Source organism: Brachybacterium sp. AOP43-C2-M15 (assembly GCF_052446295.1).
GTDB lineage: Bacteria > Actinomycetota > Actinomycetes > Actinomycetales > Dermabacteraceae > Brachybacterium.
This window is the reverse complement of record NZ_JBQSWB010000002.1, coordinates 351,694-366,440: the sequence shown is the minus strand read 5'-3', so window position 1 is coordinate 366,440 and position 14,747 is coordinate 351,694. Positions and strand designations below refer to the sequence as shown.

Annotated in this window: 8 protein-coding genes and 1 tRNA gene; 7 read left to right on the top strand and 2 right to left on the bottom strand. The window is 71.7% G+C overall.

The genetic code is table 11. The features are described from left to right. Window positions 1-9: 9 nt before the first annotated feature. The 4 genes from lgt to pyk all read left to right on the top strand — a co-directional run bounded on the left by lgt (window position 10) and on the right by pyk (window position 8,675). On the top strand, window positions 10-963 hold the full coding sequence (lgt, locus tag ACT3SP_RS03665; protein WP_444585875.1) for a prolipoprotein diacylglyceryl transferase: 954 nt from the start codon (window positions 10-12) through the stop codon (window positions 961-963). An 87-nt stretch (window positions 964-1,050) separates the two neighbouring features. Continuing rightward, window positions 1,051-5,631, top strand: a complete 4,581-nt coding sequence (gltB, locus tag ACT3SP_RS03660) for a glutamate synthase large subunit (protein ID WP_444585874.1) — start codon at window positions 1,051-1,053, stop codon at window positions 5,629-5,631. Continuing rightward, a complete protein-coding gene (locus tag ACT3SP_RS03655; RefSeq protein WP_444585873.1) occupies window positions 5,624-7,102 on the top strand; it encodes a glutamate synthase subunit beta in 1,479 nt (492 codons plus the stop codon). The genes gltB and ACT3SP_RS03655 overlap by 8 nt, the downstream gene beginning before the upstream one ends. A gap of 103 nt (window positions 7,103-7,205) precedes the next feature. Beyond that, window positions 7,206-8,675, top strand: coding sequence for a pyruvate kinase (gene pyk, locus ACT3SP_RS03650; protein ID WP_444585872.1), 1,470 nt, complete (start codon window positions 7,206-7,208; stop codon window positions 8,673-8,675). Between the two features lie 298 nt (window positions 8,676-8,973). On the opposite strand, the gene ACT3SP_RS03645 is transcribed toward pyk, so the two are convergent. Continuing rightward, window positions 8,974-9,056, bottom strand: a tRNA-Leu gene (locus ACT3SP_RS03645). A gap of 110 nt (window positions 9,057-9,166) precedes the next feature. Between ACT3SP_RS03645 and ACT3SP_RS03640 the strand changes: the two genes are divergently transcribed. Further along, complete coding sequence (locus ACT3SP_RS03640; RefSeq protein WP_444585871.1) at window positions 9,167-9,817, top strand: ANTAR domain-containing response regulator; 651 nt, start codon at window positions 9,167-9,169, stop codon at window positions 9,815-9,817. Between the two features lie 51 nt (window positions 9,818-9,868). Next, entirely contained in the window at window positions 9,869-11,245 is a 1,377-nt protein-coding gene (locus ACT3SP_RS03635; protein WP_444585870.1) for an ABC transporter substrate-binding protein, read from the top strand. Between the two features lie 7 nt (window positions 11,246-11,252). Here ACT3SP_RS03635 and ACT3SP_RS03630 read toward each other — a convergent pair whose 3' ends face one another. Next, entirely contained in the window at window positions 11,253-11,759 is a 507-nt protein-coding gene (locus ACT3SP_RS03630; RefSeq protein WP_444585869.1) for a hotdog fold thioesterase, read from the bottom strand. A 63-nt stretch (window positions 11,760-11,822) separates the two neighbouring features. Here ACT3SP_RS03630 and polA point away from each other — a divergent pair, with 63 nt between their 5' ends. Continuing rightward, entirely contained in the window at window positions 11,823-14,540 is a 2,718-nt protein-coding gene (polA, locus tag ACT3SP_RS03625; protein ID WP_444585868.1) for a DNA polymerase I, read from the top strand. Window positions 14,541-14,747: the final 207 nt, after the last annotated feature.

Below are 14,747 nucleotides of genomic sequence, written 5' to 3'. Positions count from 1 at the left end.
AGGACGGACATGATCCCCAGCTCGCCGATCTCCGCCCTCTCCCTCGGACCGCTGACCATCCACTTCTACGCGCTGTGCATCCTCACCGGGATCGCCGTCGCGATGTGGTGGGCGGGCAAGCGGTGGGAGAAGCGCGGCGGCGACGGGGACGCCCTGTTCGACATCGTCTTCGTCGCCGTGGTCGCGGGGATCATCGGGGCCCGGCTCTGGCACGTGCTGACCTCGCCGGAGCCCTTCTTCGGCCCGGGCGGCGATCCGCTCTCCGCGCTCTACATCTGGCAGGGAGGGCTCGCGATCTACGGCGCCGTGGCCGGTGGCGCCCTCGGCGCCTGGATCATGGCGCGCGTCAAGGGCGTGTCCTTCACGGCGCTGGCCGACACCATCGCCCCGACCCTGATGGTCGCGCAGGCGATCGGACGCCTCGGCAACTGGTTCAACCAGGAGCTCTACGGACCCGCGACCGACGCCTGGTGGGGCTGGGACATCACCTGCGAGACCAACGGCCGGACCATCGTCGGCTGCGTCCCCGGCACCTACCACCCCACCTTCCTCTACGAGCAGCTGTGGCTGCTCGCCGGCGTCGGCGCGCTGCTCCTGCTGAGCCGCCGCTTCCACTGGGCCGGCGGGCGGGTGTTCTGGGCCTATGTGGCGATCTACTCCCTCGGGAGGGCCGGCATCGACGCGATCCGCAGCGAGCCCGTGCTCATGGTCGGGCCCCTGCGCATCCACACCCTGGTCGCCCTCCTGATGGTCCTGGTGGGCGTGGCCATGTTCGTGCTCCTCACCCACCGCCGCGTGCGCCGCGGGGGAGAGGTCGTCGCCGCGGACGGATCCTTCGAGCTGCCCGCGCAGACCGAGGGCAACGCCCCCGACGAGGACGAGGTCGAGAAGTCGGGCACGCCCCCCTCCGCGGACGCCGATCCCGCACCCGGTCCCTCGGGCCCGCCCCCCGCACGACGCTGAGCGTCCTCGGGAGCCGTGGCCCGACCCGGTGCTCGTCGAGATCGACGACCCTGTCTCTGGCCGCCCACTCGGAAGGGCTCTCGCGTCATGCTCCCCCTCACCTCCCGTTTCAGCTCCCTCCCCGCCCCGCAGGGCCTGTACCACCCCGACAGCGAGGTGGACTCCTGCGGCGTGGCGATGATCGCCACCCTGCGCGGCCGTCCCGGGCACGACATCGTCGAGCACGCCCTGACCGCGCTGCGCAACCTCGACCACCGCGGAGCGGTGGGTGCCGAGGAGAACACCGGCGACGGCACCGGCCTCATGGTGCAGCTGCCCGACGCGTTCCTGCGCGAGGTCTCCGGCCTCGAGCTGCCGCCGAGCGGCGCCTATGCCGCCGGGACCGCCTTCGTGCCCCGCGATCCCGACGGCCGGCGCGAGGTGCTCGCCCTCGTCGAGCGCCTCGCCGCCGAGGAGGGGATGGTGCTGCTGGGCACCCGGGACGTGCCCGTCACCGAAGGGCTCGTCGGCCCGTCCGCCGAGGCGGTCCGCCCCGACATGGTGCAGGTCTTCCTCGCCGACGCCGCGGGGGAGCGCACCGGACTCGCCCTCGAGCGCGCGGCGTTCGCGGTGCGCCGGCGGGTCGAGCACGACAGCGAGGGATACTTCCCCTCGCTGTCCACGCGGATGATGGTCTACAAGGGCATGCTCACCCCCGCCCAGCTCGACGAGTTCTACCCGGATCTGCGCGATCCGCGCTTCGCCTCGGAGCTCGCGATCGTCCACTCCCGCTTCTCGACCAACACCTTCCCGGCCTGGCCGCTCGCGCACCCCTTCCGCACCCTGGCCCACAACGGCGAGATCAACACCGTGATCGGCAACCGCAACCGCGTGCGCGCCGCCGAGGGATCGATGAGCACCGATGCCTTCGGGGAGGACTTCGAGCGTCTGCTGCCCGTGTGCACCCCCGGCGGGTCCGACTCCGCAGGGCTGGACGAGGTGCTCGAGCTGCTCCATCTCTCCGGGCGGTCCCTCCCGCACGCCCTGATGATGCTGATCCCCGAGCCGTGGGAGAACGACGACTCGATGGATCCCGACCTGCGGGCGTTCTACGAGTTCCATGCCGCGCTGCAGGAGCCCTGGGACGGCCCCGCCGCGGTCGTGTTCTCCGACGGCACCCAGGTGGGTGCGCGCCTGGACCGCAACGGTCTGCGCCCTCTGCGCTACTGGGTGATGGAGGACGACCTGGTGATCCTCGGCTCCGAGACGGGACTGGTGGACGTGCCGCGCACCGACGTGGTCCGCACCGGCCGGGTCGCTCCCGGGGAGATCTTCCTGCTCGATCTCGGCAAGGGCGAGATCGTCCCCAGCGACGAGCTCAAGCACGCCATCGCGACCGAGCACCCGTACAGCACCTGGCTCAAGGAGCAGAAGGTGGCGCTGACCACCCTTCCCGCCCGCGAGCACGTCACCCATTCGCGCTCCTCGGTGCTGCGTCGCCAGCAGACCTTCGGCTACACCGAGGAGGAGCTGCGGGTGCTGCTGGCCCCCATGGCGGCCAAGGGCGCCGAACCGCTCGGCGCGATGGGCACGGACACCCCGATCGCCGTTCTCTCGGAGCGCCCCCGGCTGCTGTTCGACTACTTCACGCAGATGTTCGCCCAGGTCACGAACCCGCCGCTCGACTCGCTGCGGGAGGAGATCGTCACCTCCCTGGGCGTCGCGATCGGACGCTCCCGCAACCTGCTGGACGCCACCCCGCAGCACGCCCGGCAGCTGTCCCTGGACTTCCCGATCATCGACAACGACGAGCTGGCGGCCCTCATCGCGGTCGACGCCCATCCCTCCACCGCGGACTTCCACACGGTGCGCCTGCGGGGCCTGTACCCGGTCGCCGGCGGCACCGAGGCTCTCGAGCAGCGCCTGCAGGAGGTCTGCGAGGAGGCCGCGCGCGCGATCGACGACGGCGCCACCTTCCTGGTGCTCTCGGACCGCGACACCAACCAGGCGCTCGCCCCGATCCCGTCGCTGCTGCTCACCAGCGCCGTCCAGCACCATCTGGTGCGCACGGGTCGGCGCACCGCGGCCGCGCTGGTGGTGGAGGCCGGTGACGTGCGCGAGGTCCACCATGCCGCGCTGCTGATCGGCTACGGCGCGAGCGCCGTGAACCCGTACCTCGCGATGGAGAGCGTCGAGGAGCTCGTCGAGCGCGGCGTGGTCAGCGATCTCGAGCCCGAGGCGGCCGTGCGGAACTTCCTGACCGCGCTCGGCAAGGGCGTCCTGAAGATCATGTCGAAGATGGGCATCGCCACCGTCGCCTCCTATCGCGGTGCCCAGATCTTCGAGGCCGTCGGCCTCTCCCACGATCTCGTGGAGTCCTGGTTCCCGGGCACCATCAGCCGCCTGGGCGGCATCGACCTGGGCGTGATCGCCGCCGAGACCGCCGCCCGGCACGCCCTCGCCCATCCGGTGGACGGCGTCCGCCTCCCGCACCGCGGGCTGCCCGTGGGCGGCGAGTACCAGTGGCGCCGGGAGGGGGAGCCGCACCTGTTCACCCCCGAGACCGTGTTCCGCCTCCAGCACTCCACCCGCACCCGGCAGTTCGAGGAGTTCCGCCGCTACACCGACGAGGTCGACCAGCAGCACGAGAACCTGATGACCCTTCGCGGTCTGCTGCAGCTGCGCACGGACGATCAGGAGCCGATCCCCCTCGAGGAGGTCGAGCCGGTCGAGGAGATCACCCGGCGCTTCATGACCGGGGCGATGAGCTACGGCTCGATCTCGCAGGAGGCGCACGAGACCCTCGCGATCGCGATGAACCGCCTGGGCGGCATGTCCAACAGCGGTGAGGGCGGCGAGGACCGCGAGCGCCTGCGCGACCCCGAGCGCCGCAGCGCGATCAAGCAGATAGCCTCCGGCCGCTTCGGCGTCACCAGCGAGTACCTGACCTTCGCCAAGGACATCCAGATCAAGATCGCCCAGGGCGCGAAGCCGGGCGAGGGAGGGCAGCTGCCTCCGGAGAAGGTGTACCCCTGGATCGCCCGCACCCGGCACTCCACCCCCGGGATCGGTCTCATCTCCCCGCCTCCGCACCACGACATCTACTCAATCGAGGACCTCGCCCAGCTGATCCACGACGCGAAGTCCGCGAATCCCGCCGCGCGCGTCCACGTCAAGCTGGTCTCCCGCTTCGGGGTCGGAACCGTCGCCACGGGCGTCTCCAAGGCCCATGCCGACGTGGTGCTCATCTCCGGGCACGACGGGGGAACCGGCGCGAGCCCCCTGAACTCGCTCAAGCACGCCGGCACCCCCTGGGAGCTGGGCCTGGCCGAGACGCAGCAGACGCTGCTGCTGAACGGGCTGCGGGACCGCATCACCGTGCAGGTCGACGGCCAGATGAAGACCGGCCGCGACGTCGTGATCGCGGCGCTGCTGGGCGCGGAGGAGTACGGTTTCGCCTCGGCCCCGCTGGTGGTCTCCGGCTGCGTGATGATGCGGGTGTGCCATCTGGACACCTGCCCGGTCGGCGTCGCCACCCAGAACCCGGAGCTGCGCCGCCGCTTCACCGGCAGCGCCGACCACGTGGTGACCTTCTTCCAGTTCGTCGCCGAGCAGGTGCGCGAGCATCTCGCCGCCCTCGGGCTGCGCACTCTCGACGAGGCCATCGGTCGCACGGACCTGCTGGGGCTGCGCACGGACCGGCCGGCCCGGGGCGCGCTCGGCGTGGCCAAGCGCCAGGGTCTCGACCTCGAGGCGATCCTCGCCGCCCCCCGGGTGCACGAGGGCGACTTCCCGCGCCGCCGCCGCGGTCAGGACCACCAGCTCGACAAGGCGCCCGACCACCCGTGGATCGCGCAGGCGGAGCAGGTGATCGACGGCGCGAGTCCCGCGGTCCGCATCCTCGGCTCGGTCCGCAACGTCGAGCGCAGCGCCGGCACCCTGCTCGGCCACGAGGTCACCCGCCGCACCGGCGGCGAGGGACTGGCCGAGGACTCCGTCGTGCTGGACCTGGAGGGCACCGGCGGCCAGTCCTTCGGGGCCTTCCTCCCACGCGGCGTCAGCATGCACCTCACCGGTGACGCGAACGACTACGTGGGCAAGGGGCTCTCCGGCGGTGTCGTCGCCATCGGCCACGGAGCGGGCACCGCCCCGTCGCTCACCTCCGCCCCGATCGCGGGGAACACCTGTGCGTACGGTGCCACCAGCGGTCGTCTGCTGCTGGCCGGCGCGGCGGGGGAGCGGTTCGGTGTGCGCAACTCCGGAGCGACCCTGGTCGTCGAGGGCATCGGCGACCACGGCGCGGAGTACATGACCGGCGGGGCGGTCCTGGTGCTGGGCCCGACGGGCCGCAACCTCGGTGCCGGCATGAGCGGCGGCACCCTGTTCGTGCTCGACCTCGACCCGGCCTCGCTGAACCCGAAGGACGCCGCCGGGTTCTCGATCACTCCGGTGCGCGAGGACCACCGCGGCTTCGTGCTGGACGCGCTGCGCGACCACGCCGAGCGCACCGGCTCCGACAGGGCCAGGGCACTGCTGGCCGACGAGACGGAGCTGCTGGGGCGGCTCACCGAGATCGCGCCCCGTGCCTTCCTCACGATCACCGGGATCCGCGAGAACGCGGTGGCCCAGGGGATCGACCCCGATGCGAACGATGTCTGGAACGAGATCATGGAGGCCACCCATGGCTGATCCCCGAGGATTCCTGCGGTACCGCGACCGAGAGCTGCCGGCCCGCCGGCCCGTCCCCGTGCGGTTGATGGATTGGCGCGAGGTCTACGAGGCCCGCGAGAAGGGCACCCTGTCGGTCGTCTCCCGCCAGGCAGGGCGCTGCATGAACTGCGGCATCCCCTTCTGCCACCAGGGCTGCCCGCTGGGCAATCTGATCCCGGAGTGGAACGACCTCGTCTACCGGGACGACTGGCAGGAGGCCAGCGAGCGCCTCCACGCGACCAACAACTTCCCCGAGTTCACCGGACGCGCCTGCCCGGCTCCCTGCGAGTCGAGCTGCGTCCTGGGCATCAACCAGCCGCCGGTGACGATCAAGAACGTCGAGGTCTCGATCATCGATCGAGCCTTCGAGGAGGGCTGGGTGGAGCCGGTCGAGCCCACCCGTCAGACCGGACGCCGGGTCGCCGTGGTCGGCTCCGGCCCGGCGGGGCTGGCCGCCGCCCAGCAGCTCACCCGCGCCGGTCACGCCGTGGTCGTGCTCGAGAAGGACGACCGCCTGGGCGGGCTGCTGCGCTACGGGATCCCGGAGTTCAAGCTCGAGAAGCGCCACGTGGACCGCCGCCTGGAGCAGCTGCGCGCGGAGGGGACCCGCTTCCGCACCGGCGTCGACGTCGGCGGGGACGGCCCGGAGGCGCTCGGCGTCGAGGAGCTGCGCAGCCGCTTCGACGCGGTCGTGCTCGCGACCGGGGCGAGCGTCCCGCGGGAGCTGCCGGTGCCGGGGCACGAGGCCGCGGGGGTCCATCCGGCCATGGACTACCTCACTCAGGCGAACCGCCTGGTCGAGGGGGACTGGGTCGGCGACCCGATCTCCGCCGAGGGCAAGGACGTGGTGATCATCGGCGGCGGCGACACCGGTGCGGACTGTCTCGGCACCGCACTGCGTCAGGGCGCCCGGTCGGTGACCACCCTCGCGATCGGCACCCGCCCGCCGAGCGAGCGCGACGACTCCCAGCCCTGGCCCACGCATCCGGTGCTGTTCGAGGTCTCCACCGCGCACGAGGAGGGCGGGGACCGCTCCTACCTCGCCTCGACCACGCGCCTGGAGACCGACGAGGACGGCGCGGTCACGGGGCTGGTCGTCGCCCGCACGCAGTACGTCGACGGCTCCCGCGTCCCGACGCCGGACACGGAGACCGTGCTGCCGGCGCAGCTGGTGCTGGTCGCGATGGGCTTCAGCGGCACCAGGGGGCCCGGACTGCTCGAGCAGCTCGGTGTGGACATCTCCTCACGCGGCAACATCGTGCACGACGGGAACTGGGCCACCAAGGTGCCCGGCGTCTTCACCGCCGGGGACTGCGCGCGAGGTCAGAGCCTCATCGTGTGGGCCATCGCCGAGGGCAGAGCCTGCGCGGCGGCGGTGGACGAGCACCTGATGGGGTCCACCTCCCTGCCGCGGCCGGTGCGCCCCGGCGAGAAGCCCGTCACAGTGTGAAAGACTAGGTCGAAGAACACGCGACGCCGCGGGCCCTCCGGCGGCGCCTGCGCGCTGTCCCTCCGAGGGCCGCGGCCCTCACACGAACTACAGATGGGTTGACATGCGCAAAGCGAAGATCGTCTGCACGCTCGGTCCCGCGACCGACACCTACGAGCAGATCCGGACTCTCATCGAAGCCGGCATGAACGTGGCGCGGATGAATCTCAGCCACGGCACGCACGAGGATCACGAGAAGGTCTACGCCAACATCCGCAGGGCCTCCGACGACCTCGGTCGCAACGTCGCCATCCTGGTCGACCTGCAGGGGCCCAAGATCCGTCTCGGCAACTTCTCCGACGGCCCTCACCGGCTCGAGGTCGGGGAGACCTTCACGATCACCACCGATGACATCGTCGGCACCCGTGAGCGCGTCTCGACCACGTTCAAGGGTCTGCCGGGCGACTGCCGCCCGGGGGACGTCCTGCTGATCGACGACGGCAAGGTCTCGGTGCGCGTCACCGATGTCACCGACACCGACGTCACCACCGTGGTCGAGGTGCCGGGGCCGGTCTCGAACCACAAGGGCATCAACCTGCCGGGGGTGGCCGTCTCCGTGCCGGCGATGAGCGAGAAGGACATCGCGGACCTGCGCTGGGGCCTCGCCCTCGGCGCCGATCTGATCGCCCTGTCCTTCGTGCGCGACGCCCACGACATGGATGACGTGCTGCGGATCATGCAGGAGGAGGACCGCCGCGTCCCCGTCATCGCGAAGATCGAGAAGCCCCAGGCCGTGCGCGCCCTGCGCTCGATCGTGGGAGCCTTCGACGGCATCATGGTCGCCCGCGGCGACCTCGGCGTGGAGCTTCCGCTGGAGCAGGTCCCGCTGGTCCAGAAGCGCGCCATCGAGCTCGCCCGACGCAATGCGAAGCCCGTCATCGTCGCCACCCAGGTGCTCGAGTCGATGATCGAGAGCCCGCGCCCCACCCGCGCCGAGGCCTCGGACTGCGCCAATGCGATCCTCGACGGCGCCGACGCGGTCATGCTCTCGGGCGAGACCAGCGTGGGCAAGTACCCCTTCGAGGCGGTGCGCACGATGGCCCGCATCGTCACGAACACGGAGGAGAACGGCGCGGACCGCATCCTGCCGCTGGGCACCATCCCGCACACCCGCGGAGGCGCGATCACCCGGGCCGCCGCCGAGATCGGCGACCAGCTCTCGGCGCAGTACCTGGTGACCTTCACCGAGTCCGGCGACACCGCGCGCCGCCTGTCGCGGCTGCGCCCGAGCATCCCGCTGCTCGCGCTGACCCCGTACCCCGAGGTGGCCCGGCAGCTCTCGCTGACCTGGGGCATCGAGGCGCACCTGGTGCCCATGCAGAAGGATTCGGACGCGATGGTCGGCGTCGTGGACGACCTGCTGCGTGAGCAGAAGGGACTGCAGAAGAACGACCTGGTCATCGTCGCCGCCGGTTCCCCTCCCGGCGTGCACGGCTCGACCAACACCCTGCGCGTCCATCGCATCGGCGACCTCGACGGCACCGAGTCCGCACGCATCGAGGCCGACCGCATCGCCGCCGGGCCGCAGAGCTGATCGACGTGCTGCGAGGCACGAGCGGCAGGAGATCAGCAGGTCGGCGGAGCTGATCGACGTGCTGCGAGGCACGAGCGGCAGGAGATCAGCAGGTCGGCGGAGCTGATCGACGTGCTGCGAGGCACGAGCGGCAGGAGATCGGCAGTTCGGCGGAGCTGATCGCCCCCCGGATGCGACCTTCGACACCTCTCACCTGCGGGTGAGGTGCCGGAGGTCGCTCTCGTCGGGGGCGTGCGCGCGGATGCTCCGCGGTCTCGTCCGCGGGCTCTCGTCGCCCACGACGTGCCTCGCTGCGCTGTGCCGGGTGCGGGACTCGAACCCGCACGCCCTCGCGGACAGCGCATTTTGAGTGCGCCGCGTCTACCATTCCGCCAACCCGGCCGGCCCCCCGAGCCGGAGGGCTGGATTAGGATACCGCTGATGACCATCGGCCTTGACCGCGTGGGTGCTGGGCACCGACCGGGGAGGCCCTCTCCGAGACACAGGGCGACATGACTGACGACACCACTTCACTTCCCGACGACGCCCAGGACGACGCACGCCCCGAGGAGGATGCTCCGCGCCGCACCGCCGTGGTGGCGGAGGACGAGAGCCTCATCCGCATGGACATCGTCGAGACGCTCACCGAGGCGGGCTTCGACGTGGTCGCCGCCGTCGGCGACGGCGAGAGCGCCGTCGAGAAGGCGCGCGAGCTGCGCCCCGACGTGGTGGTGATGGACGTGAAGATGCCGCAGGTGGACGGCGTCACCGCCGCTGAGCGGATCGGCGAGGACAATCTCGCCCCCGTCGTCATGCTCACCGCCTTCTCCCAGGCCGAGCTCGTCGAGCGCGCTCGCGACGCCGGGGCGATGGCCTATGTGGTCAAGCCCTTCACCCCGGCGGATCTGCTGCCGGCGATCGAGATCGCGATCTCCCGCCACCAGCAGATCACCCAGCTCGAGTCCGAGATCGCGGACCTCGGTGAGCGCTTCGAGACGCGCAAGCGCGTGGACCGCGCCAAGGGTCTGCTGCAGACGAACATGGGGCTGTCGGAGCCCGAGGCGTTCCGCTGGATCCAGAAGACGTCGATGGACCGCCGCCTGACCATGCGCGAGGTCGCCGACGCCGTCGTCGATCAGCTGGGCGGTCCGGGCAAGGAGTGAGGCCGCGCCGGCCCCGGGGGTGGGCCGGGTCGAGAGGGGAACAGCAGGGCGATGACGATCTCACGGCGCACGCTGGTGCACGGGCTCGGGGCGGGAGTCCTCGGCGCCGGCGCGCTGGCCGGCTGCGGTGAGGGCGGGATGCGCGGTCGTCGCGGGCGTCGGCGTGCCACCACCACCGCTCCCACCGCCGAAGCGCTCTCGGAGCCGGACGTCCCGCTGGTCATCGGTCAGATCGGCGCGAACTACGGCAGGATGGCCTCGTTCGAGGGCGTGATCGCGATCGCGATCGACGAGGCTCGCCTGGACGTGAACGCTCGATGGGGCGGACTGTTCGGCCATCCGGTGGAGGTGCTCGAGCGCCATGTGATGCAGGAGCCGGGCGAGGACCTCACCGACGCGATCTCCGCGATGGCGGAGGCGGGTGCGACCTGCGTGATCACGTCGATCGACGAGGAGTCGCTGATCGACGCCATGCCGGCCCTGGTCGAGGCGGGTCTCGCGGTGATCGACCTGCTCACCACCGGGATGACCGTGCGCGCCACCGAGGTGCAGACCGCGAACCTGCTGATCCGCCTCTCGCCCAACGACAGGATCCTGGCCGCCGAGTACGCCGAGATCGCGCTCGGCTCCAGTTCGGACAAGGCCGGGGACCGGGGCACCGTCGCCTACCTCTCCGAGGACACCGCTCAGGGTCGCAGCCTCCTCCACGAGCTGAAGCAGGTGCTCGATCCGCGCAGCGGACGTGTCGTGGACGAGCAGTTCTACGCCGTCGGCGAGTTCGGCGCCGTCGACGAGCGGGTCGACGCGGTGCTGAAGGCAGAACCGGCGCTGCTCGTGTTCAACGGCGGGGCGGAGGCCGCCCCTTTCCTCTCCGCCCTCTACCAGGAGACGCTCGACGAGGGGCAGCGGCCCACGATCGAGATCCCCGCGCGGCTCTCGCCGGCCGCGACCGTCGACTACGCGCAGCTCCCGGTCGCGGAGGACCTGGTCCCGGACTGCCTGACCTCCGCCACGGGCATGGTGCCCGGCACCGAGATGACCTCGGAACAGGAGAACCTGCTGCTCACTCGCGACCGGGAGCTGCTGGAGACGGGCTTCGGGTACGGTCAGCACGGCTACGACGCGGTGACCATGGCGTGCCTGGCCGCGCAGCATGCGCTGGCGGTGGAGGGCACTGCACTGGCCGCCGCGCTCCCGGCGATCCTCACCGGCTCCGAGAAGTGCGGCGACTACGACGCCTGCCGCCAGGTCCTGAGGACGGCGCTGGAGGCGGACAGCCGTGCGACCATCGCCTACTCCGGCTGGCTCGGGCAGCTCGAGCTGGGTCCGCAGTCCGATATGCGCACCGGCGAGATGCGCGAGTACTCGTGGAACGAGGCCAACGCCCTCGAGGCCGGGACCGCGAAGGGGTTCGAGGCTCCCGAGTGAGCGGTGCTCAGCGGGGCGGCAGCAGCTGGGTCGAGACCGTGATCGTGCTCAGCAGCGCGCCCGCCTCGTCGTGCACGTCCACCAGATAGCTCGCGACCTGGCGCCCGAGATGCCGCGGCGAGCAGGTCGCCAGCACCGTGCCGGCGCGCGCCGAGCGGTGGTGCAGTGCGGAGACGGCGGTGCCCACCGCCTGCGCCCCCTCGCCGTGGACCTCGCGCGCCTGCAGGATCGCGGCGAAGGAGGCGATGGTCTCGGCCAGCGCGATGGTCGCCCCGCCGTGCAGCAGGCCGGCCGGCTGGGTGTTACCGGCCACGGGCATGCTCGCGGTGCCGCCGCCGGCGTCGAGGGTCAGCAGCTCCATGCGGCAGCGTTCGACGAGGGAGTCCCGCAGCAGCGGGGCGAAGTGCGCTCGCAGCTCCTCGCTGACCGGCGGCGCGGTGTGCTCTGCAGGAGCGGCGGGCTGCGCGGCGGCGGGGGAGTGCGGGGTCCGGGGCGTGTCGGTCGAGTCCGTCATGATCCGAGGGTGCCACAGCGTGCAGGAGCGCGGGCGTCTCAGCGGCGTGGGAGACTGCTCCTCATGAGTGCGAGCCAGAGCGACGATCAGCGACTCCTCCTCATCGACGGGCACGCGATGGCGTTCCGCGCCTTCTTCGCGCTGCCCGCGGACGGCTTCAGCGATGGCCGGGGGCAGGCCACCAACGCGGTCTACGGCTTCACCCGGATGATCATCAACGTGGTCGCCTCCGAGCGTCCCACGCATCTCGCGGTCGCCTTCGACCTCCCCGGCGGCACGTTCCGCGATCGCATCTACGACCAGTACAAGGGCGGGCGCGACGAGACGCCCCCCGCCTTCCACGGCCAGATCGATCTGATCATGCAGGTCCTCGATGCCCTCGGGGTGCGCTGGCTGACGTACGAGGACTACGAGGCGGACGACATCATCGCGACCCTCGCCACCCGCGCGGAGCGGGCCGGGCACGAGACGCTGATCGTCTCGAGCGACCGCGACGCCATCCAGCTGGTGGGCCGGAAGGTCACCCTGCTGCAGCCGGTCAAGGGCGTCACGGAGATGCGACGCATGGACCCCGCGGCGGTCGAGGAGAAGTACGGCATCCCTCCCGAGCGCTACCCGGATCTGGCGGCGCTGGTCGGCGAGGCGGCGGACAACCTGCCCGGGGTGCCGGGCGTCGGCCCGAAGACCGCCGCGAAGTGGATCCTGAAGTACGGGGACCTGCCCGGCCTGCTCGCGCACGCGGACGAGCTGCCCGGCAAGGCCGGCCAGTCCCTGCGCGACCACGTCGAGGACGTCGAGCGCAACCGTCTGATGAACGCCGCGTACACCACGCTGGACCTGCCCGAGGACGCGGATCACTACACCCTCGGCGGCGGTGACCGGGCGCGCGTGCTCGAGGTGTTCGACGACCTCGCCTTCGGCGACACCATCCGTCGCGACCTGCCGGCGTCGCTGCTGGGGGAGTCGATCGTCGAGGAGGACGCCGCGGCCGAGGAGCTCTCCGCGGGGGTCCTCACGATCCAGGACGCCGAGGGACTGCGCGAGCTGCTGTCCGAGGGGGACGGGGTGCTCGCGCTGAGCGTGGCCGAGGACGTACGCGGCGGTGCCATGGCCGGGCTGGCGACCGAGAGTGCCGCCGGAGCGGTCTCGCTGGGGGCGCTGGACTCCGAGGCCGCCGAGGCCCTCGCCGCGGCGCTCGACGCCGCCTCCGAGATCCGCGTCGCCGACGCGCCCGCCGTCCGCTCTTGGATGGCGGAGAACGGCTACCGGCTCGGGGAGCAGGTGCGCGACCTGTCGCTGGAGTCCTTCGTGCTGCGACCCGGCGCGCGCAGCTACGAGACCGAGGCGCTCGGCGCGGACCTGGGCGGGGCGAGCTTCGAGCCGCGTCCCCGCAAGCCCGCCGAGTCCACCCTGCGGAAGGAGACGCCGCAGGTGCGGGCCGAGCACATCGCCCGCGCCGGGACCCGTCTCGCGACCGCCGCCGCCGCGCTGCACCCGGCTGCGGCGGAGCTCACCGACAGGCTCGAGACGGCGCCGTGGGCCGGCAGCATCCTCGAGGATCTCGAGCGTCCGCTGCAGAGCGTCCTGGAGACCATGCACGAGCGCGGCATCGCGATCGACCAGTCGGCCCTCGGTGCGCTCCGCGAGGAGTTCGACGGCTTCGTCGCCCAGGCCAAGCGCGAGGCCGGGGCGATCGTGGGGGAGGAGGTCAACCTCGCCTCGCCCAAGCAGCTCCAGGTGGTGCTGTTCGAGACCCTCGCCCTGCCCACCACGCGGAAGATCTCCTCCGGCCACTCGACCGATGCCGAATCGCTGACGGACCTGCAGGAGACCCTGGACGCAGAGTCCTCGGGCCACCAGTTCCTGTCCTGGCTGCTGCGCTTCCGCGAGATGAGCAAGCTGACCGGCTACCTGGTGGGGCTGGACAAGGCGGTCGACGCCGGCTCCCGCGTGCACACCACGTTCCAGCAGACCGCCGCGGCCACCGGGCGCCTCGCCTCGACCGAGCCGAACCTGCAGAACATCCCCGTGCGCACCTCCGAGGGGCAGCGCATCCGCGACGTGTTCGTCGCCGGCGAGGGCTTCGAGACCCTGCTGACGGCCGACTACTCGCAGATCGAGATGCGCATCATGGCCCATCTCTCCGAGGACCAGGGCCTCATCGAGGCCTTCAACTCCGGCGAGGACCTGCACAACTTCGTCGCCTCCCGCGTGTTCGGGGTGAGCCCCGACGCGGTGGACCCGGCGATGCGCTCCAAGACCAAGGCCGTCAGCTACGGGCTGGCCTACGGTCTCTCCGCCTTCGGCCTCTCCCGGCAGCTGCGCATCTCCCGTGCCGAGGCGACGGCGCTGCGCGACGGGTACTTCGAGCGCTTCGGCGGGGTGCGCGACTACCTCCGTCGCAGCGTCGAGACCGCGCGCACCACGGGGTACACCGAGACGATCCTCGGTCGGCGCCGCTATCTGCCGGACCTCACCTCCGACAACCGCCAGCGCCGTGAGAACGCGGAGCGCGTCGCCCTGAACTCGCCGATCCAGGGCAGCGCCGCGGACATCATCAAGCTCGCGATGCTCGCCGTGGAGCGCCGGATGCAGGAGGCGGGTCTCGCCTCGCGGATGCTCCTGCAGGTCCACGACGAGCTCGTGCTCGAGGTCGCCCCCGGCGAGCTCGACGCGGTGCGGGAGATCGTCGAGGACGGCATGGACTCCGCGTACGAGCTGTCGGTGCCGCTCGAGGTCGGGGTCGGGATCGGGCGCACCTGGCGCGAGGCCGCGCACTGACGTCCCCGGGGCACCTGCCCCGTGGCGCCGTCTCCAGCGGCACCGTCTCCGGCGGCGCCGAGGGCGTCCGGCGGCACCGGGGACCGGGGCGGGCAGCGCCCCGCTCGGGGAGCGACCAGGACGGATCTCACATCCGCCGCCGCGGCGGGAGGGCCGTGCGCCCTCGCGGATCGTCGGCCGGGCTGTTAGGATTTCGAAGGTCTGTGC